The 18,688-nt window shown below is 61.1% G+C and carries 17 protein-coding genes; 7 read left to right on the top strand and 10 right to left on the bottom strand.

Annotated features, from left to right (window positions below; all coding sequences use genetic code 11):
• The first annotated feature begins 52 nt into the window (after positions 1 to 52).
• Positions 53 to 724, top strand: a complete 672-nt coding sequence (gene yiiM / locus QMZ29_RS12025; RefSeq protein WP_025304787.1) for a 6-hydroxyaminopurine reductase — start codon at positions 53 to 55, stop codon at positions 722 to 724.
• A 102-nt stretch (positions 725 to 826) separates the two neighbouring features.
• Positions 827 to 1,606, top strand: coding sequence for a class I SAM-dependent methyltransferase (locus tag QMZ29_RS12020; protein ID WP_043140768.1), 780 nt, complete (start codon positions 827 to 829; stop codon positions 1,604 to 1,606).
• A gap of 11 nt (positions 1,607 to 1,617) precedes the next feature.
• On the opposite strand, the gene QMZ29_RS12015 is transcribed toward QMZ29_RS12020, so the two are convergent.
• Together QMZ29_RS12015 and QMZ29_RS12010 are read right to left on the bottom strand one after the other, a co-directional pair.
• Positions 1,618 to 1,980, bottom strand: a complete 363-nt coding sequence (locus QMZ29_RS12015) for a YibL family ribosome-associated protein (protein ID WP_025304785.1) — start codon at positions 1,978 to 1,980, stop codon at positions 1,618 to 1,620.
• A gap of 73 nt (positions 1,981 to 2,053) precedes the next feature.
• Positions 2,054 to 3,520 (bottom strand): aminotransferase-like domain-containing protein, encoded by a 1,467-nt coding sequence (locus QMZ29_RS12010; RefSeq protein ID WP_049204677.1) that lies wholly within the window; start codon positions 3,518 to 3,520, stop codon positions 2,054 to 2,056.
• 142 nt (positions 3,521 to 3,662) lie between these two features.
• Between QMZ29_RS12010 and QMZ29_RS12005 the strand changes: the two genes are divergently transcribed.
• A complete protein-coding gene (locus QMZ29_RS12005; protein WP_049204676.1) occupies positions 3,663 to 4,271 on the top strand; it encodes a LysE family translocator in 609 nt (202 codons plus the stop codon).
• On the opposite strand, the gene QMZ29_RS12000 is transcribed toward QMZ29_RS12005, so the two are convergent.
• The 8 genes from QMZ29_RS12000 to QMZ29_RS11965 all read right to left on the bottom strand — a co-directional run bounded on the left by QMZ29_RS12000 (position 4,268) and on the right by QMZ29_RS11965 (position 15,321).
• The gene (locus QMZ29_RS12000; RefSeq protein WP_016929575.1) at positions 4,268 to 4,819 is read right to left on the bottom strand and encodes an MltR family transcriptional regulator; all 552 of its coding nucleotides are present in this window, start codon (positions 4,817 to 4,819) and stop codon (positions 4,268 to 4,270) included. The genes QMZ29_RS12005 and QMZ29_RS12000 overlap by 4 nt on opposite strands.
• Positions 4,820 to 4,913: 94 nt before the next feature.
• Positions 4,914 to 6,059 (bottom strand): mannitol-1-phosphate 5-dehydrogenase, encoded by a 1,146-nt coding sequence (locus tag QMZ29_RS11995; protein WP_230489516.1) that lies wholly within the window; start codon positions 6,057 to 6,059, stop codon positions 4,914 to 4,916.
• Between the two features lie 58 nt (positions 6,060 to 6,117).
• A complete protein-coding gene (locus QMZ29_RS11990; RefSeq protein ID WP_025304781.1) occupies positions 6,118 to 8,037 on the bottom strand; it encodes a PTS mannitol transporter subunit IICBA in 1,920 nt (639 codons plus the stop codon).
• 539 nt (positions 8,038 to 8,576) lie between these two features.
• Entirely contained in the window at positions 8,577 to 9,296 is a 720-nt protein-coding gene (locus QMZ29_RS11985) for a DUF3053 domain-containing protein (protein WP_025304780.1), read from the bottom strand.
• A gap of 308 nt (positions 9,297 to 9,604) precedes the next feature.
• Positions 9,605 to 11,674 (bottom strand): glycine--tRNA ligase subunit beta, encoded by a 2,070-nt coding sequence (gene glyS / locus QMZ29_RS11980; protein WP_049207117.1) that lies wholly within the window; start codon positions 11,672 to 11,674, stop codon positions 9,605 to 9,607.
• 9 nt (positions 11,675 to 11,683) lie between these two features.
• On the bottom strand, positions 11,684 to 12,601 hold the full coding sequence (gene glyQ, locus QMZ29_RS11975) for a glycine--tRNA ligase subunit alpha (protein WP_043140757.1): 918 nt from the start codon (positions 12,599 to 12,601) through the stop codon (positions 11,684 to 11,686).
• A gap of 221 nt (positions 12,602 to 12,822) precedes the next feature.
• Positions 12,823 to 13,002, bottom strand: a complete 180-nt coding sequence (locus QMZ29_RS11970; protein ID WP_127146956.1) for a hypothetical protein — start codon at positions 13,000 to 13,002, stop codon at positions 12,823 to 12,825.
• Positions 13,003 to 13,332: 330 nt separating this feature from the next.
• Complete coding sequence (locus QMZ29_RS11965; protein WP_197781342.1) at positions 13,333 to 15,321, bottom strand: autotransporter outer membrane beta-barrel domain-containing protein; 1,989 nt, start codon at positions 15,319 to 15,321, stop codon at positions 13,333 to 13,335.
• 196 nt (positions 15,322 to 15,517) lie between these two features.
• Here QMZ29_RS11965 and QMZ29_RS11960 point away from each other — a divergent pair, with 196 nt between their 5' ends.
• The 4 genes from QMZ29_RS11960 to QMZ29_RS11945 all read left to right on the top strand — a co-directional run bounded on the left by QMZ29_RS11960 (position 15,518) and on the right by QMZ29_RS11945 (position 18,601).
• The gene (locus QMZ29_RS11960) at positions 15,518 to 16,084 is read left to right on the top strand and encodes a DNA-3-methyladenine glycosylase I (protein WP_025304776.1); all 567 of its coding nucleotides are present in this window, start codon (positions 15,518 to 15,520) and stop codon (positions 16,082 to 16,084) included.
• Positions 16,081 to 16,533 carry an N-acetyltransferase gene (locus tag QMZ29_RS11955; RefSeq protein WP_043140746.1) on the top strand — a complete coding sequence of 151 codons (453 nt, stop codon included), beginning with the start codon at positions 16,081 to 16,083 and terminating at the stop codon, positions 16,531 to 16,533. Before QMZ29_RS11960 ends, QMZ29_RS11955 begins: the two co-directional genes overlap by 4 nt.
• A 246-nt stretch (positions 16,534 to 16,779) precedes the next feature.
• Entirely contained in the window at positions 16,780 to 17,442 is a 663-nt protein-coding gene (locus tag QMZ29_RS11950) for an OmpA family lipoprotein (RefSeq protein WP_016929583.1), read from the top strand.
• A 124-nt stretch (positions 17,443 to 17,566) separates the two neighbouring features.
• On the top strand, positions 17,567 to 18,601 hold the full coding sequence (locus QMZ29_RS11945) for a LacI family DNA-binding transcriptional regulator (protein WP_025304774.1): 1,035 nt from the start codon (positions 17,567 to 17,569) through the stop codon (positions 18,599 to 18,601).
• The last annotated feature ends 87 nt before the right edge of the window (positions 18,602 to 18,688 follow it).

The raw sequence follows: 18,688 nt of genomic DNA, 5'->3' as shown, positions 1-18,688 counted from the left end.
CTGACACAACTCAGGCTATGCTGAGCCCTCGACGCGAGACACGGAGGCGCACATGCATCACCCAGACGTTTACATCGGCAATATTCAACCCTATGAAGGCGGGCGCCCCAGCGCCATCGCCAAACGCCAGGTGGATGGCGCCATCCGGCTCACGCCGCTCGGCCTGGAAGGCGACGAGCAAGCCGAGAAAAGCTACCACGGCGGGCCGGACCGCGCGCTGTGCCACTACCCGCGCGAGCATTATGCCCACTGGCGCGAACAGTTTCCGGCGCAGGCCGAGCAGTTTTGCGCCCCGGCCTTCGGCGAGAATATCTCCACCGAAGGACTGACCGAACACAATGTGTTTATGGGCGACATCTTCCGCTGGGGCGAAGCGCTGATCCAGGTCACCCAGCCGCGCTCGCCGTGCTTCAAGCTCAACTACCACTTCGCCATCGAGGATATTTCGGTGCTGATGCAGCAAAGCGGCCGCTGCGGCTGGCTGTATCGGGTGGTCTCGCCGGGTGCGGTCAGCGGCGATCGTCCGCTGGAGCTGGCGGCGCGCAACAGCGACGTGTCGGTGGCCGAAGCCATCGCCATCGCCTGGCACATGCCGTTCGACGCGGAACAATATCGCCGCCTGTTGGCGGTTGCCGGCCTCTCCGCCAGCTGGAGCAAGACCATGCTCACGCGGCTTGCCGAAGGGCGCCTCGAGGACTTCAACCGTCGCCTGCTCGGCCGTTGAAATCGCTGGCGGAAAAGATGAAAAACGTGCGCCGAATGCCGCGTTAACCCTCTTCTTCCGCCTATACTGTAGCCGCGTGTTTTTCAGCCAGGAGCCAGGTATATGACCACCCCGACCCATTCGATTCATCACGCCGCCGCCGAAGGCTATCAGGCCAACGCCGATCGCTATGTGAAAGGCCGGCCGGATTACCCGCCGGAAATCGCCGCCTGGCTGCGTGAGTCTATCGGCCTGCACGCCGGCATGACGGTCATCGATCTCGGCGCCGGTACCGGCAAGTTCACTCCGCGCCTGCTGGAAACCGGCGCGCAGGTGATCGCCGTCGAACCGGTGCCGCAAATGCTGGAAAAATTGTCGGCGGCGCTGCCGCAGGTGAAAACGCTGGCGGGCACCGCCGACGCGATCCCGCTACCGGACGAGTCGGTCGATGCCGTGGTGTGCGCCCAGTCCTTCCACTGGTTCGCCACGCCGCAGGCGCTGGCGGAAATCCAGCGTATTCTCAAGCCCGGCGGCAAACTCGGTCTGGTGTGGAACATGCGCGATGCGCGCGTCGGTTGGGTGCGTAAACTGAATCAGATCGTCGACAGCCACGAAGGGGATGCGCCGCGTTTCTATACCGGCGAATGGCGCAAATTCTTCCCGTTCAAAGGCTTTGAACCGCTGCAGGAGCAGGTCTTTATGCTGGGCCACCGCGGCGCGGTGGAGGACGTGATCTACAACCGGGTACGTTCAACCAGCTTTATCGCCGCACTGCCACAGGCGCAACAGGAGCAGGTTATCGATCGGTTGCGCCAACTGGTGGCGGAAGAAGAGGAGTTGCAGGGCCAGGACACGGTCACCGTGCCCTATCAGACCAAGGCGTATTTCACCACCAAGGTCTGACGCCCGGGGGTTCAGAACGCTTTCTTGGCGTAACCGGTGACCGCTTTCAGGCCCATCTCGCGGCCCAGCGCGGTCATCGGGTGCACCACGATCAGCCCGCGCGCGCTTTTCTTCAGCGCGCCCATATCGGCCTGCTCTTTCTTGGTGATCTCGCGGCTGAACGGCAGCTTGCTCAGCTTCTGCGCTTCGGCGCTCAGCTTCTCGCCACGCACGTCTTTCAGGCGCTCGATCTCCGTCGCCAGTTTCTCTTTTTCTTTGGTGTGCTGCGCGATCAACTCAGGATTGCCCTGTTGGATCACGGTCGCGTCTTTGTGGTTCAAGGCGTCCAGCAGGTCGCTCAGGCGCTTGATCTCTGCCTTTTCTTTCTCTTTCATGGTCTCTGGCCCGTTGTGCCCAAAATGGCACGCTAATCAATGATACCGGCATTGTAGCAAAAGGCGCGCGCCGTTACCCGTCCTGCGCAATGCCGGGCGGCAGGCCGCTCATCTCGCAGGCCCTGGCGCCGAGCCGGGCCAACGCCTGGGTGTAGCGCGCGTTGAATGGGTAGCAGCAGGAGAGCCGCAGCGCGTTGCGGTAGCGCCCGCTCGGGGAATACAGGGTGCCCGGCGTCAAGCAGATCTGCTCCTCCAGCAGCTGATGGAACAGCGCCACGCTGTCCACGCCGGGAGGGAATTCGACCCAGAACACGAAGCCGCCCGCCGGCTGCGTGGCCAGCGTGCCGCGCGGGAAATGCCGGGCAATCAGCGCCCGCGCCTCGTCGACCTGGGCCGCATAGCGCTTGCGCAGGTTGCGCAAATGGTGATCGTAGCCGCCGCTCTCGAGGAAGGTCGCCAGCGTTTCCGACAGCAGCTGCGATTCGGACATCGACGACACCGCCTTCAGCTTGCGCAACGCCTCGTGGAAACGGCCACCGCAGATCCAGCCGACGCGAAAATCCGGCGCCAGCGTTTTAGTAAAGCTGGAGCAAAACAGCACCCAGCCGTCGCGATCGAACGCCTTCACCGCCGGCGACAGCGCGCCGCCGAACTGGATCTCGGCATACAGCCCGTCTTCAATCAACGGCACCTGATGATCGTTCATCAGCCGCGCCAGCCGCTTTTTCGCTGCCAGCGGCATGGTGCAGCCCAGCGGGTTTTGCACCGTCGGCATGGCGATCACCGCGTTCAGCCGCTTCTCGTTCAATAGCAACTCGAGCGCGTCCAGCGACAGCCCCAGCTGCGGATCGGTGGGGATTTCCAGCGCTTTCAGCCCCAGGCTGGCCAGCAGCGGCAGCAGATAGAAATAGGTTGGCGACTCCAGCCCGACGCAGTCACCCGGTTTGGTGGTGACGCGCAGCGCCAGCTGCAGCGCCTCCATGCAGCCATGGGTCAGCACCACGTCGCCCGGCTCCAGCAACATGCCCAGCGTCATCGAGCGGCGGGCGATCTGCTGGCGCAGCCGTAGGCTGCCGGGCGGCAACGGATACTGCCCGATCAGATCCGGCTGGCGGCGCAGCTGAGAAGACAACATACGCCCCAGCTTGCCGCCGGGATAGAAGTCGCTGGTCTGCGGGCAGGCCAGCGCAATGTTAGTGAAGGCCGGATTCTGCTGGGCGGCGAATACCGTATCGATCAGCGCCAGCACGTCGTCCGCCGGCGGCTCGATGCGGCCGCTGGGCGCCGAGGCCATCTTCAGCGCCGGCAGCGTGCTGCGGACATAAAACCCCGACTGCGGTCGCGCTTCGATCAGCCCGCGATCCTCCAGCGTGCGGTAAGCCGACACCACGGTATTGATGCTGACGCGGTGCGTTTGCGCACAGCGCCGCACCGAAGGCAAGCGGTCACCGGGTAGCAGCGTGCCGCGTCGAATGGCCTCGGCCAACGTATCCGCCAGCTGCAGGTAACGGGTATCCGGGGTTTCATCGAGCAAGGTCACAGTTTCTCTCCAAGTAATGGGTACAGTTTACATTTTGCACAACTGTAACCATGACAATATCCGATTTGTGGTTCTGTCACCATCCCATTGCAGCGATTATGCTGATCCTCTCGTTATCACCGTCATTTTCAAGGAACCTGCCATGCTGGACTCCGCCTTTGTCAGCTACGTCACCGTCATGTCGATCACCCCCGGCCCCAACAACCTGCTGCTGGCCTCGTCGGGCGTCAACTTCGGCCTGCGCCGCACCCTGCCGATGCTGTTTGGCATCTGTGTCGGTTGTGCGGTACAGCTGGCGATCATTATCCCGCTGCTGGCGCTGGCGTTGAGCTGGGCCGGCGTCATCCGCCTCCCGCTGGCGGTGATCGGCTGCGCCTATCTGCTGTGGCTGTCATGGAAGCTGTTTCAGGCGGCCTCGCCGGACGCCAAAGAGCAGGCGCAGCCGATGAGCCTGCTCAACGGTGCACTGTTTCAGGCGGTCAACCCCAAAGCCTGGCTGATGGTGATCAACGTGGCGATCCTGTTCACCCCGCGCGAAGGCGTCACCTTCGTCCATACGCTGTCGGTCATCGCCGGTTTCGCGCTGCTGAACCTGCCGTGCGTGCTGCTGTGGGCGGTGCTGGGCGACCGGTTGCGCAACGCGCTGCGAGTGACCTGGAAACTGCGCGCCTTCAACGGCGTGATGTCCGGACTGATGGCCGCCACCGCGCTGTGGCTGTTGTTCGACGAGTGGCGCGCGGCCTTTGCTTAGCCGCGGCCGAGAGGAGAGAGTCGGGAAGGTTGTTTGGCGCCGATGCCGGCGATCAGATCGGTAATGGACAGCACCATGGTGGAGCGCACCATCTGCTGATAGCGCTGGCGCTGCATGGCGATCAGCGCTTCATCCGCCTCGCCTGGCTGCAGGAAGGTCGGCACCGGCGGCAGCGCGGCCACGCAGTGCAGCTCGCCGAACGGCCCGAGAATTTCGTCATCGACGAAGCGGTATTCCGACCCGTCGTGGTTCAGCTCTTCGCGCATCGCCATCAGCAGCTCGGCATCTTCATATTCGTGGCGGGAAATCACCCCCAGGCCGTACATCAGCTTCAGGCGCACCGACAGCTCCCCCAGCGGGCCGCTGCCGGACAATAGCGGTTCGACGGCATATTTCACCGCGTAGTCATCCTTGCGGAATACCTGCACCACCAGCACGTTGAGCGCTTCCGCCAGCAGCTCTACCGCTGCGATCAGGAAGCTGCGCACCGTTTTGCCCGCGTTCAGCTTTTCCAGAACCTGGTTTTCAAATGCCTGTGCTTCTTCCATCGTCGCTTTTCGAAAGGCGTGGGGAGGGCCGTCGATGCCGAACTCGGGTTGCAGGAGCGCAGCAAGCTGCGCTCGGGTGTTCATCATCACGATTCTACTTGTGCATGGCGTTATACACAGCAACGGCCTCTTCTACAACCTCGCTTTCCGCCGGCAGGCCGGAAATTTGCGCCAGCGCGGCTTTCGGCCCGAGCGTGTTCAGCAGTTCCGCCAACTCCAGCGCCTGCGGATCCTGTTCGCTACGGTAGCTCATGGCGGCGGCGATGCCCTGGATCAGGTTGGCATGCGGCAGGCCGTATTCCAACGTGCCCAGCAGCGGTTTGATCAGGCGATCGCCAGCGCTCAGTTTGCGCAGCGGCTGACGGCCCACGCGCTCGACGTCGTCGTGCAGATACGGGTTTTCGAAGCGGCCGAGGATTTTGTTGATGTAGGCGGCGTGCTTGTCGGCGTCGAAGCCGTAGCGTTTGATCAGCACCGCGCCGCTCTCTTCCATCGCCCCTTTCACCACGCGGCGGATCGCCGGGTCGAGAATGGCGTCGCGAATGGTTTGCAGCCCGGCCTGTTGGCCGAGGTAGGCGGTGATGGCGTGACCGGTGTTGAGGGTGAACAGCTTGCGCTCGACGAACGCCATCAGGTTATCGGTCAACTCCATGCCGGCGATCGCCGGAGGCTGGCCTTTGAACTGGGTCTGATCGACGATCCATTCGCTGAAGGTTTCCACCGTCACTTCCAACGGGTCGTTGCTGTCCGCCGGCGGCACGATGCGGTCGACCGCCGAATCGACGAAGCCGACATGCTGCTCAACCCATGCCTGCTCATCCTGCGGCAGCGCGGCGAACACATGCTGCTTCAGCTGGCTGGTGCCGCGCACCATGTTCTCGCAGGCGATGATGTTCAGCGGTTGCACATTGCCCTGCTGATGGCGCAGCACCAACCCTTTGGCGATCGTGCCGGCGATTTTGGCGAGAATTTGCGGGCCAACGGCGGTGGTCACCAGATCCGCTTCGGCGATCAGCGCCACCGCAGCCTCGCTGCCGCTGTTGACGGCGCTGACGTTGTTGACGCTCTCCACGCGTTCTTGCTCGCCCACCACGTGCACCGCATAGCTTTTACGGCTGTTCAGCAGATCCAGCACCGTTTGATTGACGTCGGCGAAGGTCAGTTCAACCCCGGCGTCCGCCAGCAGCTTGCCGATAAAACCGCGGCCGATATTCCCTGCGCCAAAATGTAATGCTTTCATAACTCTACCTTCTTAATGTCGAAGGGTGCAGCAAGCTGCACCCTTTAAAATGATTCTGTTATCCGGCTTTTTTGCCGCCGAGCAGGTCCAGCACTTCCTGGACGCTGGTGGTATTCGCCAGCCGCTCAATCACGCTCTCGTCATCCAGCGCGTTGGTCAGGCTGGTGATCACCTGAATATGCTCGTTGTTGCGTGCGGCGATACCGATCACCAGGCGCGCCACTTCATCCTCTTCATCGCCAAAACGCACGCCTTGCGGGTACTGGCAGAACACCACGCCGGTGCGCAGCACCCGGTCTTTGGCCTCAATGGTGCCGTGCGGCACGGCGATCGACTCGCCCAGGTAGGTGGAGGTGAGCTTTTCGCGCTCCAGCATCGCCGGCACGTATTCCGCCTCGACATAGCCGCCTTTCACCAGCTGCTCGCCGGCGAAGCGGATCGCCTGCTCTTTGTCACTGGCCTGCAGGTTGAGGAACACGTTGCTCTCGCTCAGCTTGAACAGGTTCGGTTCCCCGGCTTCGAAGCTATCGTCCAGCGCGCCCAGCACCTTCTGCTGGTTGTCGGTGGTTTTGTTGACCGCCACCAAACGGTCGACCAGATCGCTGTACAGCTTGCTGTCGAGGAAGTTGGTCAGCGAGATGTGCTGGGCCTGCGGCGCGTGGCGCATCGCGCGTTCGGTCAGATCGCGGTGCGTGATCACCAGATCCACATCGTCCGGCAGGCTGTTGATGGCGCTGTTAGTCACCGAGATGTTCTTCAGCCCGGCGTCCGCCACTTTCTTGCGCAACACCCCGGCGCCCATGGCGCTGGAACCCATGCCCGCATCGCAGGCGACGATGATTTTGCGCACGGTGCTCAGATCGCCGTCGACCGACGCTGGCGCCGCTGCGCCGCCTTTGGACTGCGATTTCATCTCTTGCATGCGGCGGGTCGCGGCTTCCAGATCGTCATCCTCTTTCACTTTGGAGGTTTTCAGCAGGAAAGCGGACACCACGAAGGAGACGGCAAAGGCTGCGCACACCGCCGCAATGTTGGCGAAGTAGGCGCCTTTCGGCGTCATCGCCAGCACCGCCAGGATCGAACCCGGGGAAGCAGGAGAAACCAGGCCGCCGTTCAGCATCGTCAGGGTGAATACGCCGGTCATGCCGCCCAGGATCACCGCCAGCAGCAGACGTGGATTCATCAGCACGTAAGGGAAGTAGATTTCGTGGATGCCGCCCAGGAAGTGAATGATCGCCGCACCGCCGGCGGATTGCTTGGCGCTGCCGCGGCCGAAGAACATGTAGGCCATCAGCACGCCCATGCCCGGGCCTGGGTTGGCTTCAATCAGGAAGAACACCGACTTGCCGGCTTCCGTGGCCTGCTGGATACCCAGCGGCGAGAAGATGCCGTGGTTGATGGCGTTGTTCAGGAACAGGATTTTCGCCGGTTCAACGAAGATGGACGCCAGTGGCAGCAGGTTGTTCTTCACCATCACGTGCACGCCCGCCGCCAGCAGCTTGGAGAGCACCTCCACCAGCGGCCCGATGCCCAGGAAGGCCAGGATCGCCAGCAGCATGCCGATGATGCCGGCGGAGAAGTTGTTCACCAGCATTTCAAAGCCGCTTTTGATCTTACCGTCCACCCAGCGGTCGAAATGCTTGATAGCCCAGCCACCCAGCGGGCCGGCGATCATCGAGCCGAGGAACATCGGCATGTCGGCACCGACGATGACGCCCATGGTGGTGATGGCACCCACGACGCCGCCGCGATCGCCGCCCACCAGCCGCCCGCCGGTATAACCGATCAGCAGCGGCAGCAGGTAGGTGATCATCGGGCCGACCAGCTTGGCTAAGGTTTCATTCGGCAGCCAGCCGGTTGGAATGAATAGCGCGGTGATAATCCCCCAGGCGATAAAGGCGCCGATGTTGGGCATCACCATGTTGCTCAGGAAGCGGCCAAAGTTTTGCACTTTAACCTTGATGTCTGGTGAAAACATAAAACACACCCCTATTGTTACGCGCTGACAATAGAGCGCGTGATTATTGTTGTGACGATCCAGCCGTGTTGCCGCTGTATGCGAAACGGACTCTATCACGCTGTTTTTGTCACGCGAACTTCACGAATTTTTTGTGATACAAGTCACATACAACACCCCAACAAACCCTCATTTATAGTGATAAAGATCACATTTATGACGTGTAAAAAAAGCACAGTGAGAAAAAAGTCGCCACAAAACTCCCAATAAAGTGACTATGATCACATTTTTAAATTGACGTTTTGTTTTTGAATTGTGACATTAGTCACAATTTATTTTTAGCTGCAGCGCCGATCGCAACGCTCTGTTTGATCTTCCCTGTGAGCACTCATCCCGCCGGGAACTAGCGAAGTGATGAATGAAAGAAAACTACATTGCCGAATGAATGGATTAATTGAAGTGTAGTACAGAAGCCTGCGCAATAAACCAGCAAGCTATTGGAAACGCTGAGGGGAAATAAAACAGGCCGGCAATGCCGGCCTGTTTCGCGCCTGGACGCGTTATTGCGTCACGCTTTGAATGGTCTTCTGCGCATTCATCAGGTTCTGCTGTTTGGCCACCAGATTCGACATCATGGTGTTGTACTGCGCCACCTGCTGCGCGGTGCGGAACTGCACACCGTTGTTGTTGAAGCTGACCTGATTGCCCTGGCTCTGCAGGAAATCGCCGACCTGCACCAGATCCTGCACAAAGCTGGCGGTGGTCGGGATCGCCGGCATCAAGGCGTTGGCCGGTGCGGTGACGATTTTGTCATAGGCCTGGTTGTACACCGCCTTCAGATCGTCAGGCTGTTTCAGCGCCGCGTGGGCAGTATCCGCCTGCGATTTGGCAGACTGGATCTGCTGGCCCAGCAGGTTCAACGCCCCGACCGATTGCTGCAGCGCGTCGCGTTTGTTCAGGTAGTCCTGCGCGGTGCGGATCTGGTTAATCTGATCCAGCGCCGGGGTCAGGCTGGCGCCGACCGATTTGGACAACTGCTGCGAAAAACCGACCAAAATCGCGTAATCGCCGGCATAGTTGCCGAACTTCTGCTTCTGATCTTCGCTCAACGTGGGGATATTCGCCCCGCTGCGCATCACGGTATTCTGTAAGTAATCGATAAATGCTTTGCGCTGTTCCGGCTCTTTATCGCCGCAGGCGGTCAATTGCATGACCACCAACAATGCCAATACCGGTGCCAACCAACGCGCGAAACCTCTGCTCTGGATCCCTACCGCCATGTGACATAACTCCTGTTATAAACCTGCTTTTTCATTGGACTCCGCCCCTTTTTGCGCACTCCGTGCGCCTATAAGAATAGATCAACTGGCGGCGTTCCGATACGCGATTCCGTTTGCGATGAGCATTGCCCCGGCCGGATGCGGTTGAAAATCGTGCGCAAAACGCACTGAGGTTCATTGCCGTCGGCGACCGGACGCTTCAATTTCCCCAAGTAGCCCCCCCAAGTCGCCAGGCGACCTTGCCTTCGCACCCAGGAAACGGAAATAAAAAAGGCGCCCGCAGGCGCCTTTTCACAGCAGAGAATCGCTTACTGCAGCACGGAGATATCCGCCACCTGCAGGAACAGTTCGCGCAGCTTGCTCAGCAGCGTCAGGCGGTTTACGCGCACTTCCGCATCGTCCGCCATTACCATCACGTTGTCGAAGAACGCATCCACCGGCTCACGCAGCGCGGCCAGTTCCACCAGCGCTTCCTGGTAGTTGCCCGCCGCGAAGTACGGCTGCAGCTTGTCGCGCAGCACCACCAGGTGAGTCGCCAGCTGGATCTCCGCCGCGTCCTTCAGCACCGAGGCGCGCACGCTGTCGTTCAGCGTTTCGGTAGACTTCGCCAGAATGTTGGAGACGCGTTTGTTGGCCGCAGCCAGCGCCGCCGCCTCGTCCAGCGTGCGGAAGTGGGATACCGCCTTGACGCGCGCGTCGAAGTCGGCCGGCTTGGTCGGACGGCGCGCCAACACCGCCTGAATGGTATCGACCGCGTGGCCTTCTTCCTGATACCAGGCGCGGAAGCGGCCCAGCATGAATTCCACCACCTCGTCGACTACCTTGGCATTGGTCAGCTTGCTGCCGTACAGGCGCACGGCCTCTTCGGTCAGTGTCTGCAGATCCAGCGGCAGGTTTTTCTCGACGATGATACGCAACACGCCCAGCGCGGCACGGCGCAGCGCAAACGGGTCTTTATCGCCCTTCGGATGCTGACCGATGCCGAAGATGCCGGCCAGGGTGTCCATCTTGTCGGCGATCGCCAGGGAACAGGCCACCAGCGACTGCGGCAGCGCATCGCCGGCGTAGCGCGGCTGATACTGCTCGTTCAGCGCAACGGCGACGTCTTCCGCCTCACCGTCGTGGCGCGCGTAGTGCATGCCCATCACGCCCTGGGTGTCGGTGAATTCGAACACCATGTTGGTCATCAGGTCGCACTTCGACAGCAGGCCCGCGCGGGTGGCGTGGTTGACGTCAGCGCCGATCTGGCCGGCAACCCAGCCCGCCAGCGCCTGAATGCGGTCGGTCTTGTCGCGCAGGGTGCCCAGCTGCTGTTGGAACAGCACGGTTTCCAGGCGCGGCAGGTTGTCTTCCAGACGCTTCTTGCGGTCGGTGTTGAAGAAGAACTCGGCGTCGGCCAGACGCGGACGCACCACCTTCTCGTTACCGGAGATGATCTGCTGCGGGTCTTTCGACTCGATGTTGGCTACGAAGATAAAGTTCGGCAGCAGTTTGCCCGCGGCGTCGTACACCGGGAAATACTTCTGGTCGCCCTTCATGGTGTACACCAGCGCTTCCGCCGGCACCGCCAGGAATTTCTCTTCGAATTTGGCGGTCAGCACCACCGGCCATTCCACCAGCGAAGCCACTTCTTCCAGCAGGCTTTCACTCAGATCGGCCTTGCCGCCAATCTTCTGCGCCGCCAGTTCGGCATCGCGCTTGATGAGGGCTTTACGCGCTTCGTAGTCGGCGACCACTTTGCCGCGCTCCAGCAGGATCTGCGGGTATTGGTCGGCATTGTCGAGGGTGAACTCGGCTTCGCCCATGAAGCGGTGGCCGCGCACGGTGCGCGCGGATTCGATGCCCAGCACGGTGCCTGGGATCAGATCGGCGCCCAGCAGCATCGTGACGGTGTGCACCGGACGCACGAACTGCACGTCGGAATCGCCCCAGCGCATCAGTTTCGGGATCGGCAGCTTGCCGAGCGCGGTGCTGACCATGCCGGCCAGCAGTTGTTGCGCCGACTGACCTTTGACGTGGGCGCGGTACATCAACCACTCGCCCTTGTCGGTCACCAGGCGTTCAGCCTGATCGACGGTGATGCCGCAGCCGCGCGCCCAGCCTTCGGCCGCTTTGCTCGGTTTACCTTCGGCGTCGAACGCCTGGGCGATCGCCGGGCCGCGTTTTTCAATTTCGCGATCGGCCTGTGCCGCGCTCAGGTTGGCCACTTTCAGCGCCAGGCGGCGCGGTGCGGCGAACCAGCTCACGTCACCGTGTTCCAGGCCGGCGTTGTCCAGCTCGGCGGTGAAGTTGGCGGCGAAAGATTCCGCCAGGGAACGAAGCGCCTTCGGCGGCAGCTCTTCCGTGCCTATTTCCACCAGGAAAGTCTGTTGAGTCATGGCTGCCTCTTAGTTCTCGTTCTTCTTGTTGCACATCGGGAAGCCCAGCGCTTCGCGGGAAGCGTAGTAGGCTTCGGCAACGGCTTTGGTCAGCGTGCGGATGCGCAGAATGTAGCGTTGACGCTCGGTCACCGAAATCGCCTTGCGCGCGTCCAGCAGGTTAAAGGTATGGCCCGCCTTCAGGATGCGTTCGTAGGCCGGCAGCGGCAGCGGTTTTTCCAGCGCCAGCAGCGATTGGGCTTCTTTCTCGTACTGCTCGAAGCAGGAGAACAGGAAGTCGACGTCGGCGTATTCGAAGTTGTAGGTGGATTGCTCCACTTCGTTCTGGTGGAACACGTCGCCGTAGGTGGTGACACCCAGCGGGCCGTTGCTCCACACCAGATCGTATACGCTGTCCACGCCCTGGATGTACATCGCCAGACGCTCCAGACCATAGGTGATCTCGCCGGTCACCGGCTTGCACTCCAGGCCGCCGACCTGCTGGAAGTAGGTGAACTGCGTCACTTCCATGCCGTTCAGCCACACTTCCCAACCCAGGCCCCAGGCGCCGAGCGTCGGGTTTTCCCAGTTGTCTTCCACGAAGCGAATGTCGTGGATGGTCGGATCCAGACCCAGCTCTTTCAGCGAGCCCAGGTAGAGTTCCTGAATGTTGTCCGGCGATGGCTTAATCACCACCTGGAACTGGTAGTAGTGCTGCAGACGGTTCGGGTTTTCGCCGTAGCGGCCGTCGGTCGGGCGACGGGATGGCTGCACATAGGCGGTCGCCATCGGCTCCGGCCCCAGTGCGCGCAGGCACGTCATCGGGTGTGAGGTTCCCGCGCCGACTTCCATGTCCAATGGTTGAACGATGGTGCAGCCCTGGCGCGCCCAATAATCCTGCAGTGTCAGGATCAGGCCCTGGAAGGTCTTGGTATCAAACTTTTGCATGTTGAATTCGCACGCGATACAAGTGGATTTAGATGGAATGCGCCAGTATACCCTTTGACCGTAAGATATACAGCCAGAATCCGGCAACAAGTGCGAATCGGGGTGAGAAGCGCTGGATTTTCACGCGGCGGGCACCGAGGGAAGGACAACGCGCCGGCCGGTCGCCTCGCCGTCCAGAAAGACACACCCGGCAAAAACATTAGAGTATCTAAACAAAAATATCACTCACCGCCGTTTAAATAGTCAATTAGCTGAACGCTATTTCTCCCCTCGCCGGTCAAATTCAGGCTGATTTCCGTGCGTGTATCTTTATATTTGCCACGAGATAAAGTTGCGACAATGTTATTTTTGTTAATTTTATCAACTAAAAAACTCCCCTCATCGAGAGATAATGTGATCAAGTGCCAGATTATTTCTTATTATCGTGAACAATAAGGCGATATCACGCGGCGTGCCGACGGTCGGGGCATGGGAGGAACGGCCAGGGATGAAAGACGGCGCTAACGGGCCACAGAAACAAATTGACAGTTAATCTTTGGTTATACAATAATAAATAAAATTTTCCCTGGTGTTGGCCAAGTGGCTACCTGATCCTTTCATAGGATCAGTTTTTTTTTGTATTTCCGCCAACGTCATTGCGGCCCGCATAATTCCCCCCAGGCCGCCTTCCTCATAAATCCCTTATCAGACCTTATGACTATCCTGCGCCCTTGAGCGCGCCGATGACCAATTCAAAAACGCGCGCTGACGCCGACGTTATACATAAACTGCTCGCCGCTGCTCAGCCCGCCGGTTTGCGAAACGGTGGCGAAGGCCGATACCCTGTCCGTCAACGGCATGTTGGCCCCCAGCGTGACATCCACCCAGTTTTTGTCCTGGCCCGCACTGTCGCGGGTAAACGAGGTTTGCGTCGATTTCAGGCCGCCGCCGGCGCGGTAGACGTCGTCGCCGAACTGATGCTGATAACTCACTTCCGCATAGGGGTTAAACACGCCGAATTGCGTATCCAGCCGCCAACCCAGCGCGCCGATCTGCGAGTGATAGGTTTGATCGTTGAAGCGCATGGCGGTGCTGTCATCGCCGTCTTCACCGTAGCCGGAAACGCGGCTGTAATCCCAGGCGAACTGCGCCACCGGCCCGGTGGTCAGGTAAGAGGCGATCGGGAAGTCATAACCGGCGGTCACGCGCGCGCCCCACTGCTTGCCGGTGGTCGACCCGGTTTCGGTACGCGTCAGCGGCCCCAGCCGCATGCTGCGGCGGATGTCGTCATAATCCATCCTCGCATAGTGCAGATCGGCGTTGACCCAACCGTGCTCGAACAGCGCCAGCGAACTGAAGGCTGACAGCAGCAGCCCACGCGCCTTGTAATCAAAACGGCTGGAAGGATGCTGATCGTCGTTGGAACCGGCGATCAACGCACCGATCAACCAGCTGTCGGTCAGTTGATAGTCCACGCCGACGGTCAGGTTGTGGGTGGTGGCGTTGCCGTCCCCCGCCGCCCGATTATCGGCATAGTCGTAGTGCTGGCCGGCGTAGCCGCCGAACACGCCCAGCGAGCCCTGCGGGTTGTCGCCGTTGCGCAGCTGCTGGAAACGGCTGTCGAGCGTGGCGCGGCTGTCACGCGCCATCGCCGCCGTCGCCTGATTCAGCGCCACCACCTGCGCCGGGCCATCCAACACCGCCTGAATATAATCCGTAATCAGCAGGTGCGCCTGCGGGCTGGGGTGGAAATGGTCGGAGAACAGATAGGACTGGCCGGCGTCGAAGCCGGGCATGTCGGAACGGCAAACCGCCGAGGAAACGCCCGCCGGGCAAGCCATGCCGGCCGTATTGGCGAAGCCGAACTGCGCCGGATTGGCGATCGCTTCGGCGAACAGCTTGTTGACGTCCACCCGCACGATATTGCCGCCCCCCTGCGCCAGCAGACGGTCTTCACTTTGATTATAGAAATCGGTCAGCTGAGCGGCCTGCGCGCTCAGGCTGTCATACGCCGCGATAAGCTGCGCGGCGATCGCCTGCTGCACCTGAGGAATGGCGCTGCCCTGCTTCGCCGCGGCGGCCAACGCCGCGTGGATCGCCTGCGTGCGCGAAGCGTTGTCCGGGGTAGCCACCGAATTAAGCGTGGCATAGGCCGCCTGGATCGCCGCCCCCTGTACCGGCGGCAGCGCCTGCTGAATGATCAGTTCCATCAGCTGCGGCGTGGAGCCGATGTTCGGCACCGTCGGCACGATCACCGTGCCGGCACCGGCGTTCAGCAGCGAATGCACCTGCGCGGCGGCGGCCGCGGCACTGTTATAGGCCACGCCGGGCGCGGTAGCGGCATTCAGCGCCGCCGCCGCCAAATCGTTACCGCCGATCCAGTGAATATACAAACCGTCGCCATCGGCCTGGCCGTTAACCCGATTCAGGTAGCGCTGCACCTGATCCTGGGTGTTGTCGACCGGGTTCAGGCCCGGCACCGCCACGGCGCCGCCGGCGGCGTAGTTTTCACCGCCGTTGTCCGAGGCCACCAGCGCCGCGCCGATGCGTTGCGCCAACGCTTCGTCGTACAGCAGGTGCTGACTGCCGTCATAGGTGAACCGGCCGTTGTTGCCGGTATCGCTCAGGCTATCGCCAAAGACGTACAGTTGATCGTACGCCTGAGCCGGAAGGGTCATACTGCAAAGCAACGCCACTGCAAGCGCCGCCGGGCGGGGCATGCACGTTATTTTTAGAGGCATGAATCGACTCCTGAGAGCCTGCAAATGAAGGCAATGTCGTTTTTATCGTTGGCCGGTTTTCCACCGGCCATGTAGTAACTATTGTCGGCTTTTTCACCACGTCAAGCGGGCTGATGACAAAACAATCAGAGGCTTGCCAAGTTCGGCGCTTCGAGCGATGATTACTGTTCATAAACACAGCATAAGGACAGTCAGGATGGCAGACGAACGTTGCGGTTGGGTGACGGCCGATCCGTTGTATCTCGAGTATCACGACAAGGAATGGGGCGCGCCCACCACCGACGCGCGCGAGCTGTTTGAAATGCTGTGCCTGGAGGGGCAGCAGGCCGGCCTTTCCTGGATCACCGTCCTGAAAAAGCGCGAGAATTACCGGCGTGCTTTCCATGGTTTCGATCCGCAGCGGGTCGCCGCCATGACCGAGCAGGACGTGGAAAACCTGCTGCAGGACAGCGGCATTATCCGCCACCGCGGCAAGATAGAAGCCATCATCACCAACGCCAAAGCCTATCTGGCGATGGAGGCGTCCGGCGAGAATTTCGTTACCTTCATCTGGGACTTCGTCGGCGGCCGGCCGCAGCTCAACCGCTGGCAGGCGCTGAGCCAGGTGCCGGCTAAAACCGAGCAGTCCGACGCCATGTCCAAAGCGTTGAAAAAGCGCGGCTTCAAGTTTATCGGCTCCACGATCTGTTACGCCTTCATGCAGGCCAGCGGGCTGGTGAACGATCATCTTACGGGGTGCATGTGCTACCCAAAGCCACGGTGATCCGCCCCTGTGGCCCAGAGGATATCGAACGGCTGATGGCGCTGTGGCTGCCCAGCACCATCGCCGCCCATCCGTTCGTGGCGGAAAAATACTGGCATGAGAGCGCCGCACTGGTGCGGGAAAACTACCTGCCGCGCGCGCAAAGCTGGGCCTGCTGGCATAACGACGAGATCGTCGGCTTTATCAGCGTGCTGGACGAGCAGTTCATCGGCGCGCTGTTCGTCGATCGGGCGTATCACGGCCGCGGCGTCGCCCAGGCGCTGATGACGCACGTGCAGCAGCGCTACCGCCGGCTCAGCCTGGAGGTGTATCAGCAGAACCTGCGAGCCTGCGCGTTCTACCACAAGCACGGTTTTCAGGTGACGCAACGTCTGTTTAACGACGAAACCCAAGCCTATACGCTGATCATGAACTGGCCGGCAATCGAGAATTCAACCGGTTACGGTTAAAAAAGGCGCATTCGCGCCCTGGCGGCGCGCAATTAGGAATCCGCTGCATGGCGCCGCCCGGCGTTTTATCGCATAACTCCCCCAGCACTTACCCGCGCTCATCATTTGTCACGTTTTTCTCCGGAACTGCCGGCGAGCCAACGCGTCATAGTAGCGCGGTGATGCGGGCCCCACCTGCGTCGCCTACTTTTTGCGCCCCCGTGTTGGGCCGGCGCGTACAGAATTGATGCCATTAAGGACAAGAACATGAAAAAACGCATTGCAATTATTGCCGGCGCAGTGAGCGTCGCGCTCACGCTGTCGGCCTGTACCACCAACCCTTACACCGGCGAATCCGAAGTCGGTAAATCCGGCATCGGCGCGGGCCTCGGTGCCGCACTGGGCGCCGGCGTCGGCGTGCTGTCCTCTTCCAAGAAAGATCGCGGCAAGGGCGCGCTGATCGGCGCAGCGGCCGGTGCAGCCCTCGGCGGCGGCGCAGGCTATTACATGGACGTGCAGGAAGCCAAACTGCGCGACAAGATGAAAGGTACCGGCGTCAGCGTCACCCGCCAGGGCGACAACATCGTGCTGAACATGCCGAATAATGTGACCTTCGACAGCAGCAGCGCCACGCTGAAACCGGCGGGCGCCAACACCCTGACCGGCGTCGCCATGGTGCTGAAAGAGTATCCGAAAACCGCGGTCAACGTGGTCGGCTACACCGACAGCACCGGCTCCCGCTCGCTCAACATGAACCTGTCGCAGCAGCGCGCCGACGGCGTAGCCAGCGCGCTGATCACCCAGGGCGTGGCGGCGAACCGTATCCGCACCACCGGTGCCGGCCCGGACAACCCGATCGCCTCCAACAGCACCGCGGAAGGCAAGGCGCAAAACCGCCGCGTCGAGATCACCCTCAGCCCGCTGCAGTAATCCCGTGCGGGGCGCCACCGGTGCCCCGCCTCTACCTCCCGACTTTCTCCTTATCCTTCAACATTCCCGCTCGCACATCGGGTATGGTAGTCTCCTTGGCAATTAACCGCAGGAGGGATCGGCTGTGAGCACAGGCAAGGCAACGCGCACCTCAGGACGCGCTACCATCAGCGATGTGGCCAGCATCGCCAAAACCGGCAAGACCAGCGTGTCGCGCTATCTGAATGGTGAACAGCACCTGCTTTCCGACGATCTCAAACAGCGCATCGAACAGGCTATCCAGCAGCTCGACTACCGGCCAAGCCAGATGGCGCGCAGCCTGAAGGGCGGCCAGACCCGCCTGATCGGCCTGATCCTCGCCGATATCACCAACCCCTATTCGGTGGACGTGATGCGCGGCATCGAGGCCGCCTGCCGTCAACACGGTTTTACCCTGCTGGTGTGTAACACCAACAACGAAGTCAATCAGGAACAGCACTACCTGCAGCTGCTCAGCAGTTACCGGGTAGAAGGCATCGTGGTCAACGCGGTCGGCATGCGCGAGGAAGCATTATCCACGCTGCAACAGTCGATGCTGCCGATGGTGCTGATCGATCGAAAAATCCCCGACTTCGCCTGCGACGTGGTGGGCCTGAACAACCGCGAAGCCGCCACCGTCGCCACCGAACACCTGCTGCAACAAGGTTTCGAAGCGATCCTGTTCCTCAGCGAGCCGCTCGGTACGGTCAATACCCGTCTCGAACGCCTGCACGCCTTCAGACATACCATGGCGCAGCACCCCGCGCTGTTGGCGGAGCAGGCCGAAACGCCGCTCAACGATCGGCAGAAGCTGGAGCAGGTGCTGAGCGATTTCAGCGGCCGCCATCGCGGCATGCGCAAAGCGGTGATCTCCGCCAACGGCGCCCTGACGCTGCAGGTGGCGCGCGCCATGCGTCGGCTCGGCATCCAGTGGGGCAACGACATCGGCCTGCTGGGCTTTGACGAGCTGGAGTGGGCGGAGCTGGCGGGCGTCGGCATCACCACGCTGAAACAACCTACCTACCAAATGGGACACGCGGCGCTGGAGCGGCTGGTGCAGCGCATTCAGGGCCTGGCCACCCCCAGCGGCGAGCAGATGTTCTCCGGCGAGCTGATCGTCCGCGGCTCCACCACCCGCTAATCCACCTTCTCCGGGGCCGTTGACTGCCCCGCCTCTATCTGAATCGGCTGTTTTTTGCTCAGCTTCGTGATTGCGATCATATTTTTA

The organism is Serratia sp. PF-27 (assembly GCF_030053255.1).
Taxonomy (GTDB): Bacteria; Pseudomonadota; Gammaproteobacteria; order Enterobacterales; family Enterobacteriaceae; genus Serratia; species Serratia bockelmannii.
This window is presented reverse-complemented; position numbering and strand designations above follow the sequence as displayed.